15 protein-coding genes and 3 pseudogenes are annotated in these 21,223 nt (G+C 40.5%); 13 read left to right on the top strand and 5 right to left on the bottom strand.

Annotated features, from left to right (window positions below; genetic code table 11):
* Positions 1-66 precede the first annotated feature (66 nt).
* Positions 67-828 (top strand): annotated as a pseudogene (locus QMA00_RS03975) (transporter substrate-binding domain-containing protein).
* Here QMA00_RS03975 and QMA00_RS03980 read toward each other — a convergent pair.
* Positions 825-1,236 (bottom strand): annotated as a pseudogene (locus QMA00_RS03980) (NUDIX hydrolase). The pseudogenes QMA00_RS03975 and QMA00_RS03980 sit on opposite strands and share 4 nt — an antisense overlap.
* Positions 1,237-1,439: 203 nt before the next feature.
* Between QMA00_RS03980 and QMA00_RS03985 the strand changes: the two are divergent.
* Together QMA00_RS03985 and QMA00_RS03990 are read left to right on the top strand one after the other, a co-directional pair.
* Positions 1,440-3,329: a propionyl-CoA synthetase gene (locus QMA00_RS03985; RefSeq protein ID WP_069440131.1), complete on the top strand. Its 1,890-nt coding sequence runs from the start codon at positions 1,440-1,442 to the stop codon at positions 3,327-3,329.
* A gap of 119 nt (positions 3,330-3,448) precedes the next feature.
* Positions 3,449-4,717 carry a mechanosensitive ion channel domain-containing protein gene (locus QMA00_RS03990; RefSeq protein ID WP_182739522.1) on the top strand — a complete coding sequence of 423 codons (1,269 nt, stop codon included), beginning with the start codon at positions 3,449-3,451 and terminating at the stop codon, positions 4,715-4,717.
* A 3-nt stretch (positions 4,718-4,720) separates the two neighbouring features.
* Here QMA00_RS03990 and QMA00_RS03995 read toward each other — a convergent pair whose 3' ends face one another.
* Entirely contained in the window at positions 4,721-5,605 is an 885-nt protein-coding gene (locus QMA00_RS03995; protein ID WP_290156110.1) for a LysR family transcriptional regulator, read from the bottom strand.
* 110 nt (positions 5,606-5,715) lie between these two features.
* On the opposite strand from QMA00_RS03995, the gene QMA00_RS04000 reads away from it, so the two are divergent.
* The 3 genes from QMA00_RS04000 to QMA00_RS04010 all read left to right on the top strand — a co-directional run bounded on the left by QMA00_RS04000 (position 5,716) and on the right by QMA00_RS04010 (position 8,302).
* The gene (locus QMA00_RS04000; protein ID WP_290156113.1) at positions 5,716-6,858 is read left to right on the top strand and encodes an alkene reductase; all 1,143 of its coding nucleotides are present in this window, start codon (positions 5,716-5,718) and stop codon (positions 6,856-6,858) included.
* Between the two features lie 256 nt (positions 6,859-7,114).
* A complete protein-coding gene (locus tag QMA00_RS04005) occupies positions 7,115-7,726 on the top strand; it encodes a hypothetical protein (RefSeq protein WP_254843607.1) in 612 nt (203 codons plus the stop codon).
* An 18-nt stretch (positions 7,727-7,744) separates the two neighbouring features.
* The gene (locus QMA00_RS04010; protein WP_254843608.1) at positions 7,745-8,302 is read left to right on the top strand and encodes a GGDEF domain-containing protein; all 558 of its coding nucleotides are present in this window, start codon (positions 7,745-7,747) and stop codon (positions 8,300-8,302) included.
* 69 nt (positions 8,303-8,371) lie between these two features.
* On the opposite strand, the gene QMA00_RS04015 is transcribed toward QMA00_RS04010, so the two are convergent.
* Complete coding sequence (locus QMA00_RS04015; RefSeq protein ID WP_076920739.1) at positions 8,372-8,899, bottom strand: hypothetical protein; 528 nt, start codon at positions 8,897-8,899, stop codon at positions 8,372-8,374.
* Positions 8,900-9,190: 291 nt separating this feature from the next.
* Between QMA00_RS04015 and QMA00_RS04020 the strand changes: the two genes are divergently transcribed.
* A complete protein-coding gene (locus QMA00_RS04020) occupies positions 9,191-10,531 on the top strand; it encodes an L-cystine transporter (protein WP_076920740.1) in 1,341 nt (446 codons plus the stop codon).
* Between the two features lie 311 nt (positions 10,532-10,842).
* Complete coding sequence (katG, locus tag QMA00_RS04025; protein WP_076920741.1) at positions 10,843-13,110, top strand: catalase/peroxidase HPI; 2,268 nt, start codon at positions 10,843-10,845, stop codon at positions 13,108-13,110.
* 58 nt (positions 13,111-13,168) lie between these two features.
* Here katG and QMA00_RS04030 read toward each other — a convergent pair whose 3' ends face one another.
* The gene (locus QMA00_RS04030; protein ID WP_076920742.1) at positions 13,169-15,049 is read right to left on the bottom strand and encodes an MFS transporter; all 1,881 of its coding nucleotides are present in this window, start codon (positions 15,047-15,049) and stop codon (positions 13,169-13,171) included.
* Positions 15,050-15,275: 226 nt separating this feature from the next.
* Between QMA00_RS04030 and QMA00_RS04035 the strand changes: the two genes are divergently transcribed.
* The 3 genes and pseudogenes from QMA00_RS04035 to QMA00_RS04045 all read left to right on the top strand — a co-directional run bounded on the left by QMA00_RS04035 (position 15,276) and on the right by QMA00_RS04045 (position 17,181).
* Positions 15,276-16,055, top strand: coding sequence for a DUF2189 domain-containing protein (locus QMA00_RS04035; RefSeq protein ID WP_076920743.1), 780 nt, complete (start codon positions 15,276-15,278; stop codon positions 16,053-16,055).
* 177 nt (positions 16,056-16,232) lie between these two features.
* A complete protein-coding gene (locus QMA00_RS04040) occupies positions 16,233-16,652 on the top strand; it encodes a CBS domain-containing protein (RefSeq protein WP_033104433.1) in 420 nt (139 codons plus the stop codon).
* A gap of 167 nt (positions 16,653-16,819) precedes the next feature.
* Positions 16,820-17,181: pseudogene (locus QMA00_RS04045) on the top strand (DUF2237 domain-containing protein).
* A gap of 32 nt (positions 17,182-17,213) precedes the next feature.
* On the opposite strand, the gene corA reads toward QMA00_RS04045, so the two are convergent.
* The gene (gene corA, locus QMA00_RS04050; RefSeq protein ID WP_076920744.1) at positions 17,214-18,170 is read right to left on the bottom strand and encodes a magnesium/cobalt transporter CorA; all 957 of its coding nucleotides are present in this window, start codon (positions 18,168-18,170) and stop codon (positions 17,214-17,216) included.
* 348 nt (positions 18,171-18,518) lie between these two features.
* On the opposite strand from corA, the gene dps reads away from it, so the two are divergent.
* Complete coding sequence (gene dps, locus QMA00_RS04055; protein WP_013465787.1) at positions 18,519-19,043, top strand: DNA starvation/stationary phase protection protein Dps; 525 nt, start codon at positions 18,519-18,521, stop codon at positions 19,041-19,043.
* 183 nt (positions 19,044-19,226) lie between these two features.
* A complete protein-coding gene (locus QMA00_RS04060; protein ID WP_076920745.1) occupies positions 19,227-20,969 on the top strand; it encodes a SulP family inorganic anion transporter in 1,743 nt (580 codons plus the stop codon).
* The last annotated feature ends 254 nt before the right edge of the window (positions 20,970-21,223 follow it).

A 21,223-nucleotide genomic window follows, 5' to 3' on the forward strand; every position in this document is an offset into this window, starting at 1 on the left:
TACCGTGTACCTTTTTATTGATTTTATTTACACTAGCCTCATGTATTGCTTTAAAGACAATTATTTATGCGTTTGCGTATGATGTTAACTGTTTTTGTAGTGGTTTTTTATAGTGCGGTCTGTCACGCAAACCCGGTCACCTTCATCGCTGAAGATTTGCCCCCTTATCATTTTAAAAACCCTCAAGGTGAAGCGCAGGGTGCCTTAGTTGATATCGCTAAAGCTGTATTAAAAGGCACGGCTTTAACAGCAACGTTTGAAATAATGCCGATGGCGCGTATGTTTCAACAACAACAAGCCAATCCTAATGCCATCATGCTGTCACTGTTAAAAACACCAAACAGAAACAGCCAGTTTAAGTGGCTGGGAAAAGTGTATTTTGCAGATGCATACCTAGTAAGTTTACGCAGTCATAACGATTAAGTGATTCACTTAAACTTTGCCAAAGAATACAAAGTAGCCACTATTCGCGGTTATTCTGCACAAGCTTATTTAGAAGCTCAAGGCTTTACTGAAAGTGAGAATCTAGTCTTAGTGAGTTACTACCAGCAGCTATGGAGAATGCTGTATAAAAATCGTATCGATTTTGTGGTAACTAACACCCTCACACTTGAAAACGAGCTAAAGCGTACAGGGCTCGACCCAAGCTTAATTACTAAGCGTATACATTTAGATGAGCTACCTTCCTCTCTTCACTTTGCAGCAAGTAAGCAGCTTAACCCGCAAACAGCGAAAATTATTACTGATAGATTAAACGCGATAAAAGAAAGCGGTGAATACCAACAAATTTTAAATAAATGGCAACTCCCTATTCCAACGCGCCTTTAGTCTTGAGTGGGTAAAACGCCTTGTGTTAAGTAATTTTTTAATGAAGTAAATAAAGGTGAAGGTAAGTTATTAATATCGCACCAACGCCACTGTAAACATTTGTTAGGCTCTTTATTTACAGGCTCGCCACCTTCATACTTTGCCTGCACATATAAAGTAATATAATGCTTGTTCTCGGCGCTAAAAATATCGTTGGTAAAATCGAGTTTACGAATATTAGTAACAGTAAGCCCTGTCTCTTCTGCTACTTCGCGCACTGCACATTGCTCAACCGTTTCACCAAATTCTAAATGCCCCCCCAGGGGTTGCCCAGGTATTTGCACCATGTGCGCCTATTCGCTCACCGAGTAAAATTTTATTATCATGCATTACTATCACTGCAACGCCTACTCTGACAACTTGACTCATTATTACCACATTAAATAGTTCATCATTTTTATATGTTACCTCATTTAAATCATCAAACTAGTTGTTAGTTCGTTATAAACCATAGCGTTAGCTAAAAACCACACAACCCGTTCATTATTCAACCGACCATAGTCGAATATCACTCCTGATAAAAAGCGCTTAGTTTTAAATAAAGTTATATTAAATTTTGCTCAGGAGCCTTTATGTCAGGTGAATACAAACAACATTACAACGAGTTTAAACAAAACCCGGCAGCGTTTTGGTTATCGCAAAGTAAACGCCTCCCTTGGTACCAGGCTCCCGAAACAGCTTACACACAAGATGAAAACGGTTTATATCACTGGTATGCCGATGGCCAACTTAATAGCTGCTTTTTAGCCGTAGATCAGCATGTTATTGCCGGCCATGGTGATGAAACAGCGTTAATTTATGACTCACCCGTAACCAATACCGCGCGCAGCTACAGTTACTTTGAACTACAACAAGAAGTCGCTAAATTCGCAGGAGTAATGCAGTCTTTAGGCGTAACAAAAGGCGACCGCGTGGTTATTTATATGCCCATGATCCCCGAGGCTGTAATTGGCATGTTAGCCTGCGCCCGCATCGGCGCTATTCATTCGGTCGTTTTTGGCGGGTTTGCAGCACATGAGCTTGCCGTAAGAATTGATGACGCCAAGCCTAAGTTAGTACTCAGTGCTTCTTGCGGTGTAGAAGTGAATACCGTAATTGAATACAAAGAGTTACTTGATAACGCCCTCGAATCAGCCTCGTATAAAGTAGAACATTGTATTATTTATCAGCGTGAGCAAGTAACTGCACCACTTATGCCTGAGCGTGATATTGACTGGGCTGTTGCAATGCAAACAGCTACTGGCGTTGATCCTGTTCCGGTAAGTGGCGATCACCCGCTTTATATTTTATACACGTCAGGCACAACGGGTACTCCCAAGGGGGTTGTTCGTGAAAATGGCGGCCATGCCGTGGCCATGCATTACAGCATGGAAACCGTATACGGAATGAAACCTGGTGACGTGTTTTGGGCCGCTTCAGATATTGGTTGGGTTGTAGGCCATTCGTACATAGTGTATGCCCCACTTATGTACCGCTGCGCCACTATTTTATTTGAAGGTAAACCGGTTAGAACCCCAGATGCCAGTGCATTTTGGCGAGTGGTTGAACAGTATAAAGTAACGGCTTTATTTAGCGCACCAACAGCCTTTAGAGCGATAAAAAAAGAAGACCCCAATGCCGATGGGTTTAAACAATACGATACTTCAAGTCTGAAACGCTTGTTTTTAGCAGGCGAGCGCTTAGATCCTCCCACCTACGATTGGCTCAAAGAAAAAACAGGCCTACCTGTGCTTGATCATTGGTGGCAAACAGAAACTGGTTGGGCGATAGCCTGTAATCCTGTCGGCATTGAGCATCTACCTACAAAAGCAGGTAGTTCAACGGTTGCGACTCCTGGGTTTGACGTACGTATTTTAGATATGAATGGTGACGAATGCGCCCCCAATGAACAAGGTGCAGTCGTTATTAAACTGCCTTTACCGCCAGGATGTTTACCCACTATTTGGCAAAATACCGAACGCTTTAAAGCCGGTTATTTAAGTGAATATGAAGGCTATTATCTCTCTGGCGACGGCGGTTATATTGATGATGATGGCTACCTATTTATTATGGGCCGCATCGATGATGTGATTAATGTTGCGGGACATCGTTTATCAACCGGTGAAATGGAAGAAATTGTAGCCGCTCATCCCGCGGTTGCTGAATGTGCCGTATTTGGTGTTAATGATGCGCTCAAGGGTCAAAACCCCATGGCCATGGTAGTGTTAAAAAATGATTTTCATGGATCGCATAAAGAAGTAGAGCAGCAATTGGTGCAAACCGTGCGTAATCAAATCGGCGCTATTGCGTGTCTTAAAAATATTATATGTGTAGAGCGCTTACCAAAAACACGCTCAGGTAAAATTTTACGCAAAAACTTACGTCAACTTATTGATGGTGAAGAACTGCAAATTCCATCAACCATTGACGATCCGAGTATTTTTGAGGAGTTAACTCTGCAACTTGCTGAAAATAAAATATAAATATTATTTTTAAAACGTCTATTTAAGCGCGGCTTAAATAGACTTTTCTCGCCCCATCTGCTTAACTAGATCTCATTAAATAGATGAAACTCACGCAAATAAATCTCTTGGGAATATAAATGACTGAAATACGATCGCAGCTGCGAGAATTTTTACTGCAATGGTTTAGTCTTTATTTTCCTGGGAGTGCGCATTTATGGTACAACATATTAGTACTGTGCTGGGTTGGCTTATTTGCGCTCATATTGCACCTCATCTTAAGGTCAGTTTCAAAACGACTACTTAAAGGCCGCTTTAGTGATAAAGTTGTTCAAACCGATACCCACACGCCTGCCGACTTAGCGCTTAAATTAACACGTAATATTTCCTTTGTTTTACAAGGTGCTGTGGTTGTTATACAAGCTAGGCTCTGGGTTCCAGAAGGAACGGCTTTTTTACATATCATTGAGATGTTTACTGATCAGTGGATCATTTTATTTGCACTGCTCTCGCTGTTCTCTTTGCTCAATATTTTTCAAGCAATATCTGACAGGCAACCCATTGCAGCTCACTTTCCATTACGTGGTTTTTTACAAACAATTAAACTGATCGCCAGCGTATTAACCGGTATTTTAGCGATTTCATTATTAATGAATAAATCCCCGTTAATATTACTCAGTGGTTTAGGTGCGCTATCGGCTGTACTGCTACTGGTGTTTAAAGACGCTATTTTAGGGCTGGTGGCCGGTATTCAGCTTTCAGCAAACAATATGCTTGCGGTTGGTGATTGGTTAGAAATGCCCAAATACGGCGCAGATGGCGATGTGATTGATATAGCCTTGACCACAGTTAAAGTAAGAAATTGGGATAAAACCATTACCACTATCCCAACCTATGCGCTAATTTCTGACTCATTTAAAAACTGGCGCGGTATGTCAGAATCCGGTGGACGGCGCATAAAACGGAGTATCCATATAGAAATGAGCAGTGTGCGCTTTTTAGATGAGCAAGAGATCACCGCGCTGAAAAAAGCAGATTTATTAAGTCACTACCTCGAAATTACCCTACCGGCTATTAACGAGCAAAATACCACGAAAAAAATAGATATGAGCTGTACGTTAAATGGTCGTCGGCTCACTAATGTTGGCACATTTCGTCATTATTTAGTCGCGTTATTAAAACATCACCCACATATTCATCAGGGAATGACACTGATGGTAAGGCAGCTAGAGCCAACTAAAAATGGCTTACCCATTGAAATTTATGCATTTACCAATACAACTAATTGGGGTGAGTATGAAAATATTCAGTCAGATATATTTGACCATATATTAGCGATATTACCCGCCTTTTCGTTGCGTGCCCATGAGGCACCAACAGGGAACGATATTCGTCAACTAATTAAATAGTTACTAAATCCGTTTTAATTGCGCTATTAACCACTGGTGAATATCGCTGTTATTTGAACGTGGATGCCACGCTGCAATCACCTTAAATGGCGGTGGTAATAATTCAACTTCAAGCTGTTTCACTTTGGCGTTTGGCAGTAAACGCGATGGGTAAAAAGCAATTAAGTCAGTACTGCAAAGCAAATCGGGGACAAATGAAAAGCCAGGCACTGACATAACTATATTGCGCGCATAGCCCTTATCAGCAAACCACTGGTCGTGAGAGCCTCTTAAGTTAGCACGTGACGCTGAAACCACTAATTGAGGGTGTGCCGCCACTTCAGCAAGGCTCAACGTCGACGAAGAAAACACCGTGTCTTTGCCCGCAATACAAATATGTTGTTCTTCAAATAATGTGTCATAGATTAAGTTTGTTGGGATAAATTCAGGAAAACTAATTAATAAATCCAGCTCTCCTGCACTTATTAATTGATTAACATTATCAGAGGCAAAGTCACGAATAATCAGCTTTAATCCTAGCGCTTCGCGTCTTGTTATTTCTAATAATTGTGGCAAAAGAGCTGCTATAGCGTAATCAGTCGCACTTATTGTAAATACGCCCTTGTAACTACTTGGGGTAAATTGTTTAGGTATTAATAACGCTTCTACCTGAGTTAATATTTGATTAATGGGCTTCTCTAGTGCGATAGCCTTAGGTGTTGCAACCATTGTATTGCCTTGGCGAATAAAAAGCCGATCGTCAAATAAGTCACGCAATTTTCGCAGCTGCTCGCTAATAGCCTGCTGGGTTAAGCCCATTTTTCGCGCCACATCCGACACATTTTTTAGTTTAAGTAATGCACTCAATATTCGTAATTGTTTTATATCAAGCCGAGACATACCATTCATAATTGTATCTTAAACAAAAAAGCATTGTTTCAAATTGTACCTTTTAATCCCTATGATCACCAGCATTGTAATTGGCGCTAAACAGCATTATTAATTTAAAAGGTATTAAAATGAGTCAACCAAGTAAAAATATCGACAGTCTATTTTCATCAATCAATTTAGGCCCATACACGCTTAAAAACCGTATTGTAATGCCGCCACTTACACGCTCACGCAGCACAGTTCCTGGCAATATCCCCAACGAGGTGATGGCCACATATTATGCACAGCGTGCTAGTGCTGGTTTTATGGTTACCGAAGGCACTCAAATTGAACCAAGAGGACAAGGGTATGCCTGGACACCGGGCATTCATTCTAATCAACAAATAGCTGGTTGGAAAAAAGTAACTGATGCAGTACATGCAGAAGGTGGAATTATTTTTGCCCAGCTTTGGCACGTTGGCCGCGTTTCACATACTAGCTTACAGCCTAATGAAGCCAAACCTATTGCCCCCTCAGCTCTAACAGCTGATAGCGTTAAAGTCTTTATTGAAACAGGACCAGCTCAAGGCGCTTTAGCCAACCCAAGTGAACCACAAGCTTTAACAACCGATGAAGTAAAAGAGCTTGTTGGCATGTATGCACAAGCTGCCCGTAATGCGCTAGAAGCGGGGTTTGATGGCGTAGAACTGCATTGTGCTAATGGGTATTTAGTAAATCAGTTTATTTCTGAGCACACCAATAAACGAGATGATGAATACGGCGGCTCTCTTACTAATCGCCTGCGCTTTTTAAAAGAAATTGTCGCGGCAGTAAGTGACGTAGTAGGCCCTGAGCGCTTAGGGGTTAGATTTGCGCCCTTATTTAGCAGTACTGATGAAACCCGTGTTTATTTAGGGTTAGTAGAATCAGACCCACATCATACCTACATTGAAGCGATTAAAGTACTTGAACAAGCCGGTATTGCTTACCTTTCAATTGCAGAAGCTGATTGGGACAATGCTCCTGATTTACCAGAGCTATTTTATCAAGCAGCTAGAGCTGAATTTTCTGGGCGTATTATTTACGCTGGTAAGTACACTGTTGAAAAAGCGGTGGCGATGTTAGCTAAAGGCTACGGTGATTTATTTGCTTTTGGTCGCCCTTTTATTGCAAACCCTGATTTACCAGCGCGCATAAAAAATCAATGGCCATTAAATGAAGCCGATGCAGCCACTATGTATGGCGGGACTGAGCAAGGTTACAGTGACTACCCTTACTACAAAAACGATTAATTAATAGGCCATGGATGGCCTTATTCAATGTTTAAACGCTTTTTACATCGTCTCCCACCTTGTTGTATTTAATCTACTCACTATTTTTACATTTACTAAAATGTCATACATTTGGTTAAAAAATGTCGATAAAAAGCATTGGAATTAGTTTTAAAGTATTGTTTTTAAATAATTAACAAGCATTAAAGTAGTAATATTTTTATATATCAATACAATAAGCTTTTATTTTTTTAGGCATCGGTCTTTGGAGCATGGGTTGTTAAAATTAGCAGGAGTTAAATCAACTTCTTTGAGTCTTTTAGCCGTGTGTGGATTATTTTTGTTATTAACTCAATTTCAAACCCAATGGCAAAGTAAGCCCTCTCTTATTAATAATCTTGTTTATCCATTACTGATTATTACCGCTATATTTGCCACTCAGTTTAATCGAAGTCGAGTTGCTATTTTGTGCGCGTTTTGGTTACTTTATTTATGTTCACTTGAGTATGCTTTGCCGTGGTCAAGTTGGCTTAAAGCGCAATCTGATTGGGTTTTATTATGTGCTGCAAGTTTATTAATGTTGTTAGCCGTGATAAAAGATCGCGCACTTTTATCAATACACACTGCGACCCGAACCTTATTAATTATTCTATGTGGCGGCGCAGCGTTTGCGTGGCTGGCACTGAGTCTGCATTTACAAGGGCTATCATTACAACCTTCTGGTTATACTCAATTGCTTCCTTATTTACCCATAGCTTTACCACTGTCGCTCATTGGCAGCTTACTCATTTGGCAAAGCGTAAGAACACATAACCTGACGCAAACGGCGTTACTCATTACTTTTATTGTGTGGTGCCTTAACCAACAACATGTTATTGATTTTCCTTGATCTGTCATTGCTGTACTTGTGGCTTCTCTGTATTTATTAGCGGTGAGTACCGACTCTTATTATTTAGCTTACAGAGACGATTTAACGAGCTTACCAACGCGCCGCGCACTTAATCAGCTTGCTCTATCATTAGGGCGAAAATACACTGTTGCTATGCTCGATATTGACCACTTTAAAAAATTCAACGACACCTATGGCCATGATATTGGCGACCAAGTACTTAAGCTAGTGGCAGCAAAAATGAGTGGCGTTAAAGGGGGTGGCAAGATTTACCGTTATGGCGGAGAGGAATTTACCGTTGCATTTCCAAGAAAAACAGCTGAGCAGTCAATTCCTGAACTCGAAACACTGCGTCAAAATATTGCAACTTACGACATGGTGATCAGAAACCCAAAACGCACAGATAAAAAATCTCGCAAAGGTAAACAGCCAAGCGACAATAAAACGGTGAACGTGACTGTCTCTATTGGCGTAGCACAAAGAACAGCAAAACAAAGCTTTGACGAGGCTTTAAAAAATGCTGATTTAGCGCTTTATAGAGCTAAAAAGAAAGGCAGAAATAACGTAAGTGAATAATGCTTTTATAACGTGGCACGCTAACGTTTAGTTATAGCGTGCCCAAAGGCAACTAATTTTATCTGCAAACTATTGCTTTTCAATCACCGCTTTTAAATTATTTAACGCGGAGACCGAAAAGCCACGGTCGTAAAAGTAAATAATTTTGCCACTCTCATCAAGCAGTATTACGCGGCTGTTATTCGGGTTTTCGTTACCAGTAAATGCCTGAACCTTATCGCCATCTTTGTAAATTGTGATCACCCCACCCCACAACTCTTTTGGGATCCCTTTGCGCATACCGCTATCAATTAAGGTACTAAACATGCGAGGAACCATACCCTGAATAGTGGGCAACTCATAAGCGGTCACATTCACTGCGCTCATATCTAAACCAATAAGCCAACGATCAATATCAAACTGGCTATCTTGTTTATAACCAATTAACAGCAACGTATTGGGGTTGTTAAAGTCCTCAGGAATGGTGAATGACTGTTGCTCTAAGCTTTCTCCCGTCACAGTAGGAAATTGCTTACCAAGTAGTGCTTGGTTTGGGTATTGGGTTGAACACCCACTAACCACTAAAACCATCACCAGTGCCATTATTGCCTTTAACATACCTCTACTCCCTCTTTTAAATAAAAACTAAAGTGAACAAATTAATTTATTACTACGTACTAAGGTTACGATTTTAACTGTAGTTAAAATCTTACTTTCATCTAGTAAACGCCATAAATTAAAGAAAATACAATCATATGGGTTAATTTTTTCAACAATGTGCTCATTCGTTATACTTTAATATTATTACTATATTCATTTTAATTCTATACCATAGCGAAAGCGTATTTTGTTAACGTCTTACAAAGCGTTAAAGTGCCGCGCTAATTCACAGCTATAAAAGAGGGTACTATGTCGCTTGCTGTATTATTAATGTTGGCATTATTTGTCGGTTTGCTGTTCGCGATTTATCTTTTTTCGCAAAAAAGCAGCTCTTTATCTCGTACCGTTTTATTTGGCTTAGTGCTTGGTAGCACCTTTGGCTTAGCCCTACAGTTTTTGTTTGCCCACTCCCCAGAAACCATTAAAGAAATACTCAGCTGGGTAAGCGTGGTGGGTAAAGGCTATGTCGGTTTATTAAAAATGATCATCATGCCATTGGTATTAATTTTTATGATTGCCGCAGTGGTAAAGCTCGAAAACCAAGGCTCTTTAGGTAAAATATCATTTATTAGTATTTCTGTTTTACTCTTTACCACAGCAATTGCCGCTTTGGTGGGTATTGCTGTCACCTATGGATTTGACCTCAGTATTGAAGGGCTTGTTTCGGGTACTCGAGAAGCCGCTAGAATGGACACTCTACAAAGCAAAGCTGCGAATGTAGCCGACCTAAGTGTGCCGCAAATGCTACTGAGCTTTATTCCTGAAAACCCCTTTGCGGATTTAAGTAATCAACGTTCAACCTCTATTATTGCCACGGTTATATTTGGTGTACTTGTTGGTATAGCTGCACGTAAAGTAATGCTGGAAAAAACAGAACTTGCTAGCCCAATTCGTAACGGTGTAAACGCCCTACAAGCAACAGTAATGAGCTTAGTTCGCATGGTAATTGCACTCACGCCTTATGGTGTTGCGGGCCTAATGGCAAGCGTTGTGGCAAACTCAAGCAGTAGCGATATTTTAAATTTACTTGCCTTTATTGTTGCCTCGTATGTGGCTATTTTATTAATGTTTGTTGTGCATGGCTTGTTGCTTAGCTTTGTGGGTGTAAACCCAAAGCATTATTTTGAAAAAATCTGGCCAGTACTGACCTTTGCATTTAGCTCACGTAGCTCAGCAGCCTCCATTCCTATGAATGTCGATGTGCAAATTAACCAGTTAAAAGTACCACCAGCAATTGCGAACTTATCGGCTTCTTTTGGTGCCACTATTGGTCAAAACGGCTGTGCTGGTATTTATCCTGCGATGCTCGCAATGATGGTTGCGCCAAGTGTGGGGATAGACCCACTTACATTTGAGTTTATTTTACCGCTAATTGGTATTGTGGTTATTAGCTCGTTTGGTATTGCAGGTGTTGGTGGTGGTGCTACCTTCGCAGCGTTGGTTGTATTGCCTACCATGGGATTACCTATAGAAGTTGTGGCTTTGCTTATTTCTATTGAACCCTTAATAGATATGGCACGCACAGCGCTCAACGTATCAGGCTCTATGACCTCAGGTGTGATCACCAGCAAATTAATGAAAAATCAATAACACAGATTTTAATCTAATAGCCCAGCCTTGGGCTTTTTTATGTCTGCCACTTTCAAAGCTCTTTAGTGATTTGTTTATTTAATCATTTAACTTTAATAAATCATTTTTATAGATTGTATCAATCGGTTTATTTCGCACACGGTTTTTAGCCCCTCTACTATACTATTCGCACTGCTTAGTCATTCAAGCTTGGTAAACAACAACTTGAATGGAGTAAAAGCTCACTAATTTTTAAATTATTAGATTCTATTTTTAATAATAGTAATACGCTTTGTATATAACGAAATTCGTTAACTTTAAGGAAGCTGACAATGAACAACCGATCATTTACTAAAAAAGCACTTGTTGGATTTATAAGTATGGCACTTATGTCTGGCTCTGCTTTTAGCCAAGAAAAACCACAAATGTCTAAGCCACAAGGTGCTGTTGGCATGGGTGAGGCTAAAATGGGCGCAACCAGAACAAACCAATTTTGGTGGCCAAATCAACTAAACCTATCTCCTCTTCGTGATCATGATCTACGTTCAAACCCTTATGGTGCAGACTTTAATTATGCAGAGGCATTTAACAGCCTAGATTTAGACACAGTAAAAAGTGATATTGACGCCCTACTTACGCAATCTCAAGACTGGTGGCCAGCGGACTTTGGTAACTATGGCCCATTTTTTATTCGTATGACATGGCACAGCGCAGGCACCTACCGTACGCTTGATGGCCGTGGTGGCGCAGGCGGTGGTCAACAACGTTTTGAACCGCTTAACAGCTGGCCAGATAACGTAAGCTTGGATAAAGCACGCCGTTTACTTTGGCCAATTAAACAAAAATACGGAGAAGCACTTTCATGGTCAGACTTAATCGTATTAGCAGGTAACGTTGCTCTAGAAAACATGGGATTTGAAACCTATGGTTTTGCCGGCGGGCGAACTGACGACTGGGAACCAGACATGGTTTACTGGGGTCCAGAAGTAGAAATGCTTGCCAGCGACCGTGAAGATGCTAGCGGCAAATTAGAACGCCCATTAGGTGCAACGCACATGGGTTTAATTTACGTAAATCCTGAAGGCCCTAAAGGGGTTCCTGATCCAATTGGGTCAGCTAAGAACATTCGCGTTGCGTTTTCTCGCATGGCGATGAACGATGAAGAAACCCTAGCACTTATCGCCGGTGGTCACACCTTTGGTAAAATGCATGGTGCGCACAAACCTAAAGATTGTGTGGGTGCAGAGCCTGCTGCAGCCGGTATTGAAGAGCAAGGTTTAGGCTGGAAAAACAAATGTGGTAAAGGCCACTCTGAAGATACCGTATCTAGTGGTTTAGAAGGCGCATGGACACAAGCTCCTACTCGCTGGTCATCACTGTACTTGAGCAACCTGCTTAACTTTGAGTGGAAACAAACTCGCAGCCCTGCAGGTGCCATTCAGTGGATCCCAACGGATGAATCGTTACACAACGCTGTACCTGACGCTCATATTAAAGGTAAGTTTAACGCACCAGTGATGACCACGGCCGACTTAGCGTTAAAATTTGACCCAGAGTATCGCAAAATTGCAGAACGCTTTTTAAATGACCCTAAAGAGTATCAACTTGCATTTGCTAAAGCATGGTACAAATTAACTCACAGAGATATGGGACCACCAGGTAACTTTTTAGGTAAAGAAGTACCAAAAGACGACTTAATTTGGCAAGACCCTATTTCAGCAGAAACTCAATCAAACATTGATGCTGGTGCAGTAAAAGAGCTTAAAGCCGCTATTTTAGACTCAAACTTAAGTGTACCTGAGTTAGTACGTGTAGCCTGGGCATCGGCTGCTAGCTACCGTGATTCAGATATGCGCGGCGGTGCCAACGGCGCACGTATTGCGCTAGCACCACAAAAGGATTGGGCAGTAAATAATCCAGCAGAAACCGCAAAAGTACTTAACGTATTAAAAGCGATTCAAGCTGACTTTAACGACAGCTTATTTAGCAAAAGCCATGTATCGCTTGCTGATTTAATTGTGCTTGGTGGTAATGTAGCGATTGAAAAAGCAGCCAAAGATGCAGGTTACACAGTAGATGTACCGTTTAATGCTGGCCGTGGCGATGCTACGCAAGCGCAAACTGACGTTAATGCATTTAGTTTATTAGAGCTGACTGCCGATGGCTTTAGAAACTACTTTGATGCAGAAAAAAGCTATAAATCGCCAACTGAAATGCTAATAGATAAAGCCGATCAGCTTGACCTAACCGTGCCAGAAATGACCGTGTTAGTAGGCGGCTTACGTTCGCTTGATGCAAACTACAAAGGCACTGACTACGGCGTATTTACTGACAAGCCAGGCACTCTAAATAACGACTTCTTTGTTAATTTATTAGATATGTCGACGGTTTGGAAAAAGTCATCAGATGCGGGTATTTATCAAGGCTTTGATCGTCAATCAGGTGAGCAAAAGTACACAGCCACTTCAGTTGATCTGATTTTTGGTTCAAATTCAGAATTGCGTGCAGTTGCCGAAGTATATGCCTTTGATACATCAAAGCAAAAGTTTGTAGAAGACTTTGTTGCGGCATGGACTAAAGTAATGAACTTAGACCGTTAATTACCATTAAGTAATACAACCATAGCGCTGCAATTAATTGCAGCGCTTTTTTATTAAGCTACTTTAAAGCAATCACTCGCTCGCGCAAATCATCGGCATTAACCTTCTGTGCAGCCACTATTTCACCAATGGTCACACTGACCAACGACCACTTTGGTCTAGGCAATCGCCACTTTGTTTTTCGACTAAACATGCTGCCCCATAGTCCATCTAAATGAACAGGAATAACAGGCACCGGTGTGCGCTGAATTATTTTTTCAATGCCACGGCGAAATACATCAACCTCGCCATCTCCACTGAGCTTGCCTTCAGGAAAAATTCCCACCAGCTCTCCACGCTCTAGTGCCTGAGCGATATCGTCAAAGGCTTTATTAAACGCCTTAGGATTTGCTTTTTCGCTATCAATTGGAATGGCTTTGGCCATTTTAAACAACCAATTAAGTGCTGGTGAATAATAAATAGGGGCAAACACGACAAACCGAATTGGCCTAGGTGACGCGGCTAAAATAAACATCCAATCAACAAAGCTAACATGGTTACTCACCACCACGGCAACCCCATCATCGGGCATATTAAGCGTTCCCTTAGTGCGTACTCGATACATGCAAATCGCTAAAATATAAATAATAAAACGTAAGAAAAACTCAGGCACTTTGCTATATATGTACAGCGATATCAGTAAATTAAGCCCTGCTAATAACAACAGTAATTGTGAAATCTCCCAGTGTAAAAGCGTTAGGGTAACAATACTTAAAACAGCGCTGCCCACCATAAATAAGGCGTTTAGTACATTATTGGCAGCAATCACTCGTGAACGGCTATCTGGGTGAGTACGCTGCTGAATAAGTGCATACAGTGGCACCGTATAAAAACCCGCCGCTATACCAATACCAGCCATCCAAATAAAGTGCCAGAGCATATCGCCGGTATTAATCACTTGTTCAAGGGTAAGCAGCGATTCATTAGTTTGGCGATAAAACTCAATGCTTGGCTCTTGGCTTAATAAATATAAAAACAAGCTAATTAAAAGCGCCCCAAAAGGCACAATGCCTAACTCAATACGTGAGCGCGATAGCTTCTCACAAAGTAAAGACCCCAATGCAATACTCAACGAAAACACCACTAAAGCTGAGGTAACCACCAGCTCATCGCCTCCCATTACATGTTTTACATAGTTAGGGAGTGCGGTTAATATCACTGCACCAATCAGCCAAAACCAGCTGATCCCCAATACTGATTTACCCACTGACTCGGTTTGTGCGTTAAGCACATTAAATACACTTTTGGTCGAGGAAATAGGATTAAGCGATACCTTTAAATTAGCATCATTCGCAGCACTTTTTGGTATAAAACGACTACTCAAATAACCAATAACCGCCAAGATCACTATCGCGATACTGATATAAACAGGGCCTGCAGCTTGGGTTATATAATAAGTGCCAAATACGGTGCCCAATAAAATAGCCACAAAGGTGCCAGATTCAACTAACCCATTAGCTTTGGTTAATTCATGAGGAGCCACATGTTGCGGTAAAATAGAGTATTTAAGTGGCCCAAAAAAAGTGCTTTGTAAACCCATTAAAAACACAGTACCCAACATTAACCATACCTGCTCGGTTAAAATAGATACCACGCCCACCAGCATTATTGGAATTTCGCAAAACTTTACGATGCTGATCAACTTTGATTTTTCCAACTTTTCTGCAATTTGACCAGCCATGCCCGAAAATAAAAAGAATGGCAAAATAAATAATCCCGCAGCCACGTTAGAATAAAAAGCACCATCGGCTACCGTAGCAGCCTGAAAAATTAAAATAAGGAGGATTGATTGCTTGTAAACATTGTCATTTAAAGCGGAGAAAAACTGTGTCACAAACAGAGGTAAAAACCGTTTACTGCTCAGTAAAGCTCCTTGATATTGTTGCTTATTTTCCTTCATTACGGTCTCTTAAAATTAGCTACAGCGTTTAGATTACCATTGTATAAAAGAAATACGAACCCACTTTTTTAAGTACGTGCTCAAAAATATACCTAATCGCTAACACGCAATAAAAATGATTAACAAATGAACAACACAACTAAATCTTGCGTATAAGTTGTTTATGAGTTGTAAATAAAACATCTATGTTCTAAAACTAAAAGGTGACTAAAAAAGGAGCATCTTTATGCCAACTACAAACACAATAGACAAAGACACCAAATTCGCACGTTGTTTAGAGTGCAACAAAGTAAATACATTTGCCGCTTTTCATTGGCTTTCGTTAGCGTTTAAGGATATGGCGCGCGCGCCCATGCTGAGCTTAATTTACGGTTTAATCTTCACACTTATTCCCGTAGCGATTGTTTACTCTGTTGTACTTACCGACAGCCACCTTGCCATACTGCCAGCCACGGTTGCATTTGCTTTAATAGGTCCTGTGTTTGCGGTTGGTTTGTACGATGTGGCTTGGGAGCTTGAGAAAGGCCATAAACCTACTTTAAGCCATTCATTAAAATCGATGTTTCGTAACCCTGTAGGTGAGTGGGGTTTTGCCGTGTTACTTATGGTAATTATGATTATTTGGATGCGCTTAGCCGCAATTATTCATGCATTGTACCCAAGCCATGCAAACCCAACATTTGAAGAGCTTTCGGCGTTTTTAACCATAGGCAGTATTATTGGCGGTATTTTACTGGTTAGCGTGTTTTCAATTTCGGCATTTACCCCGCAAATTATGATGGAAAGACGCGTTGATATAATGACTGCCGTGGTTTCTTCAATCCATGCAGTTAAAGAAAACTTTGCAGCCATGCTGGTGTGGTCTATTTGTATATTTGTACTTGTGGCACTAGGCTTTGCTGCGGGTGCCGCTGGATTCATTATTATTATGCCACTACTTAGTTACGCTAGTTGGCACGGTTACATTGCGGTTATTAAAACTAAAAAAGAACGTGGTTACGAATAACATTCACCCATAGCCATTTTTTATCACTTAATAAAACGCTTTAGGGCGTTTTATTAAGTAATACCTGTTTCCCTCCTGTGAATTAAATCTGCAAAAACCTTGATCTCAATAAGGTGCAAAGCTTAAAAAGCGCGCTAATATAATGTGATATACCACACGCTTTATAAAGGAATAAACATGAGTCAAAATGTTGCAGACTTAATGACACCTAACCCATTCTCAGTGAATATAAAAAGTACTTTGCACGACGCACATAATTTAATGAAAGAAAAAAATGTTCGTCACATTCCCGTCATCGACGAAGATGGCGCATTTGTTGGCATGCTAACGCAAAAAATTATGGTCGCCAAAGTCATGGGGATCATGGCAACGTTTGGTGCTAATGCATTACAACGCAAAGAAAAACTCACAAAAGTAGAAGATATTATGGTGAGTGATTTTATCAGTGTAACGCCAGAGCAGCCGCTATCAGATGTCGTTAAATTTTTTGTAGATAATCGCCATGGCTGTATGCCTGTGGTTAGCGAGCAAGGTCAATTGGTGGGTATTTTAACCTCTTCTGATTTTGTGCGCTTAGCTGCGGCGCTATTATCTTAACTTAATAGCACAATAAAAAACCTGCGTTTTGAATTTACCCAAAGCGCAGCTATTTTTATAAACAAATGCCTACCCAGAAGCCTCTTCGTATATAGCTAAGCCACTAACAGCCTGTTATGGTAAGCAGCTCTACTTTCAGCAGTTATTACTAAAAGGTAATTTGTCATATGGCTAATCAATTAAATGTATTAGGAACTCGCCTACAGCTATGTTGTGGCAATGGCGGCTATACTCGCGAAGGGTTTTGCTATGTGCCAGATCAGACTTTGGCAATCATAGTGTATGCGCCATTATGACCGACGAATTTTTGCAGTTTTCCAAGGCGCAAGGCAACGATTTAATTAGCCCTAACCCTTTGTATGATTTTGCTGGTTTAAAAGCTGGCGATAAGTGGTGCTTATGTGCGATTCGTTGGTATCATGCCATTGCTGCGAATGTTGCTCCTCCTGTTGTACTTGAAGCGACAAACCAAAAAGCGCTCGACATTATTCCCCTTGAAGTATTAAAAGCACATCAATATACCGGGTAATGATTTGGCGCTCAGCTTGCAACATTAAAGTATTACAACCACCCTTTATGTTTAAAAAATAAATAAGGGGCGAAGCCCGACAGCAACATAATGCCAATTGCAAATGGATAACCCCATTCCCAATGTAACTCTGGCATTATATTAAAATTCATACCATACACACTAGCCACTACTGTAGGCGGTAAGAAAACCACTGAAGCAATAGAGAAAGTTTTGATAATTTGATTTTGTTCAATATTAATAAAGCCCTGCGTTGAATCCATCAAAAAGTTCACCTTGTCGAATAAAAAGGTACAGTGTGACATTAAGGTTTCTATATCGAGTACAATTTCTCTAAGAGATTCGCGCTCGTCATTTTGCGCGCCTATACGGCGTATTAAAAACGAAATATTGCGTCGCGTATCCATTAAACATAAACGCACCTTACCATTAGCATCTTCTAAGCGAGCTATACGACCAACCGCCTCTTCTAAGTCTGAGTTATCTTCTTCAAGTACATAAGCACTGAGCCTCTCTAATTGATGATGCATGTCTTCGAGCATATCCGCGTGGTTTTCAACTTTTTGATCAAATAAGGTGATTAATAATTGTTTTGCTGTATCGCATGCCACCTGACCTTTGCGCGCTCTTAAGCGCAATAGTCTAAAGTCAGCCAGTTCTTCATCGCGAATAGTAAGTAAGCAATTGTTTTGCAACAAACAAGCTACCGTTACAGTATTAAATCGCCCTTCATTAGGTGACATAAACAATGCATGCACATGCAAACCTTCGCTATCGATAAAGCACCTTGACGACGTTTCAATCTCTTCTACATCTACCGAATCTGGAAAAGTTATATTGAGCGTTTTTGCAAGCGCATTTTGCTCCTGCGGGGTTGGATTAATAGTATCAATCCAATGTGCATTCTTTATGGATACTTCAACAGGGGTATCAGGTAAAGGCTCTAACTCTTTGATCACTCCTTGCTCGATGGAAAAAAATCTCAACATACACTTCTCCTTTAATGGATCTTTAAGTTGAGTATATGTAACAGGACATTAATCAACAATGATAATACCTTCATTATAACCACTCTAAAGGGCACGCTATTCGCTAACACTTTAAAGTACTGCTGTTTTGCAGAATTTACAAAAAAGTGCATATTTTTCATATGCACTTAATCTTACTGCTTTATCAAGTACTATAAATAAAAATTAAACTGCTATTTTTCAGTTAGTTAAAACTATATCACTATCGGCATGACGATTGCTTCTATAAATACAAGAGGTGTTCGTTATCGCAATTTAAATACTCACTAGAGTAAAGCGAGCACTATTTTTGAAATAGTAGGAGGAATCATGAGTAACAGTAATAATGCAAATAAAGTCGCTGAATTTACCGCTCCCGGTGTAAAAAACGAATCAGCAAATAAAGCAATATCTGTACTAGAAAATCGCATGGTAGCGCTAATTGATTTACAGCTAACTTTAAAACATATTCATTGGAATGTAGTAGGTCCAAACTTTATTGGCGTACATGAAATGCTAGACCCACAAGTAGAAACCGTCCGTGAAATGACCGACACCATAGCAGAACGTATTGCCACTTTAGGCGGCGTCCCAGTTGGCACACCAAAATCGATTGTTGAGCGTCGTACATGGGAAGATTACGCCATAGGTAAAGGCTTAGTAACTGAACACTTAGCCGCATTAGACAAAGTATATAACGGCGTTAACGGTGATCACCGTAAAGCCATAGAATCACTTGCTGAGCTTGATCCGGTATCTGAAGATATGATCATTGCGCAACTTGCGGAGCTTGAGCAATATCAGTGGTTTGTTCGCGCCCACATAGAATCATCAACTGGTCAATTGAATAGCTAATTTTTAAAGCAGTCATTTGACTTACAAAGCCCAGTAACTTGCTGGGCTTTTTTGTTTTTAAACTATATTCCTCTTATTAATACACTAGCCCCCCCTATTTAGCGCATCTAACACGTTTAGTTACTATACTTATTATTAAAGAGAACTTACTATCGACTCCTAATTATTAGCAGGGAATTTGAAGTGTTGTCGCGTTTATATAGCTTTATGCCAGGTTTACACACCTTATTTAATTATCAACGTCAATGGTTTGCTGATGATGTGAGGGCGGCATTATCGGTTGCAGCCGTTGCTTTACCTGTTGCTATAGCTTATGCGCAACTTACAGGCGTTAATGCTGCAGTTGGCCTGTATTCTTGCGTATTACCTATGATGCTTTATGCACTTTTTGGTACCTCTAAACAGCTTATTATTGGCCCTGATGCCGCAACATGTGCGGTTATTGCTGCAGTTGTTACTCCACTTGCTGCAGGCGATAGCTTTAAACATTGGCAATTAGTGATCACCATGACCGCAATGACCGGTTTTTGGTGCTTTATTGCCAGCCGCTTTAAGCTAGGTGTATTAGCCGACTTTTTATCTAAACCAATTTTAATGGGGTTACTAAACGGTGTGGCTATTACCATTATTGTTGGTCAGTTTTCTAAAGTATTTGGCTTTACCTTTGATGAACGCTACTTGCTTGAGCGTTTAGGTGGCGTCCCTACGTATTTATCGCAAACTCATATTCCCACCTTATTAATGGCTTTATTTACCCTCGGCGTTTACTTTGTGTTAAAGCGCTTAAAACCTACATGGCCAGCCTCTATGTTTGCCATTGCACTAGGTGCGGTATTCGTTTGGTTGTTTAATTTAGAGCAATTTGAAATAAAAACCATAGGCACAGTAACCGGTGGTTTGCCCGTGTTTAACACACCAGTATTTGACGTGGGTATTATTCGAGAACTTGTTGTACCGGCACTCAACTTAGCCATAGTTAGCTTTGTCAGCATGATGCTAACAGCGCGAAGCTTTGCAGCAAAGAATGGCTACGACATCGATGCCGATAAAGAATTTAGAGCCTTGGGCATCGCTAATTTAGCGTCAGCATTATCACAAGGCTTTGCCGTTAGTGGTGCCGACTCACGCACAGCCGTAAACGACGACTCTGGCGGAAAAACCCAATTAGTTTCGATTATAGCTGCCGCTATTATTGGCGTTATCGCTCTTTTTTTAACGGCGCCGCTTGAGTTTATTCCCAGTGCTGCACTCGGGATTGTATTAATAATTGCCTCTGTTCACCTGCTTGATTTAAAGGCAGTCTGGCAATTAAAATTTAAAGATAAGCAGGCATTTTACTTAGCCTCAGCCACACTTTTTGCTGTGCTGTTTATTGGTGTTATACCAGGAATTACCCTTGCTGTATTACTAGGGTTATTTCAATTTATTCGAACTGTTATGCGCCCATCAGACACCATTTTAGGTGTGGATATAAAAGGCGTAGTAAGAAGCTTAGACGAAACAGATAAAGCCAAAGCAGTACAAGGGGTTTTTATATATCGTTTTAATTCTCCTTTAACCTATTTTAATGCCAGTTATTTTAAACGCCGCTTGTTAGAGCAATATGCAAGACAAAAAGACGACACGCAATGTGTCATTATTGATGCTGTGCCCTGCTTCACTCATCTTGATTTAAGCGTTATGGCCATGCTCGCAGACCTAGATGTGATATTTAAAAAACGAGGTATTCGATTAGAGCTAGCGGGAAGAAAACGCCAGCTACTTTCTTGGTTTAAAACCGCTGGTATCGCCTCAGGTAAAGACGGTATTTATATTCATTCAGACTTATACATTGCCTTACAAAAAAACAGCGTCAATCAACATGTAGACGAGGTTACGATGTTTCAATCGCAAAACTCCGAAGAGATAAATGCAGGTAATAATTAGGGTTATTATTTTTCCTCTACTACACTAGATGAGTCATTTATTGTGAATGACTCTTTATAAAAACAATAGAGTGTTCAAGCATTTTAATAAATCAACACTTGATAATAAGCGTAGCCTTATTACCTTTTCATGCTACTTACTAAGCCTTAAAAATACAAACAATAGCCAGATGCAAATATCATACAGCACAGTAAATACATAGTTTAGTCGCTAATGCGGTCGCTTTTAGTTTTAGCTAATTAGCCATAAGTTGT

The sequence above is a fragment of the Pseudoalteromonas sp. APC 3694 genome (assembly GCF_030407565.1).
GTDB lineage: Bacteria > Pseudomonadota > Gammaproteobacteria > Enterobacterales > Alteromonadaceae > Pseudoalteromonas > Pseudoalteromonas tetraodonis.

Excerpts from the sequence above, each read along its gene's own strand:
- QMA00_RS03985 (WP_069440131.1), top strand. The coding sequence starts at position 1,440 with ATGTCAGGTGAATACAAACAACATTACAACGAGTTTAAACAAAACCCG.
- QMA00_RS03990 (WP_182739522.1), top strand. The coding sequence starts at position 3,449 with ATGACTGAAATACGATCGCAGCTGCGAGAATTTTTACTGCAATGGTTT.
- QMA00_RS03995 (WP_290156110.1), bottom strand. The coding sequence starts at position 5,605 with ATGAATGGTATGTCTCGGCTTGATATAAAACAATTACGAATATTGAGT.
- QMA00_RS04000 (WP_290156113.1), top strand. The coding sequence starts at position 5,716 with ATGAGTCAACCAAGTAAAAATATCGACAGTCTATTTTCATCAATCAAT.
- QMA00_RS04015 (WP_076920739.1), bottom strand. The coding sequence starts at position 8,899 with ATGTTAAAGGCAATAATGGCACTGGTGATGGTTTTAGTGGTTAGTGGG.
- QMA00_RS04020 (WP_076920740.1), top strand. The coding sequence starts at position 9,191 with ATGTCGCTTGCTGTATTATTAATGTTGGCATTATTTGTCGGTTTGCTG.
- katG (WP_076920741.1), top strand. The coding sequence starts at position 10,843 with ATGAACAACCGATCATTTACTAAAAAAGCACTTGTTGGATTTATAAGT.
- QMA00_RS04030 (WP_076920742.1), bottom strand. The coding sequence starts at position 15,049 with ATGAAGGAAAATAAGCAACAATATCAAGGAGCTTTACTGAGCAGTAAA.
- QMA00_RS04035 (WP_076920743.1), top strand. The coding sequence starts at position 15,276 with ATGCCAACTACAAACACAATAGACAAAGACACCAAATTCGCACGTTGT.
- QMA00_RS04040 (WP_033104433.1), top strand. The coding sequence starts at position 16,233 with ATGAGTCAAAATGTTGCAGACTTAATGACACCTAACCCATTCTCAGTG.
- corA (WP_076920744.1), bottom strand. The coding sequence starts at position 18,170 with ATGTTGAGATTTTTTTCCATCGAGCAAGGAGTGATCAAAGAGTTAGAG.
- dps (WP_013465787.1), top strand. The coding sequence starts at position 18,519 with ATGAGTAACAGTAATAATGCAAATAAAGTCGCTGAATTTACCGCTCCC.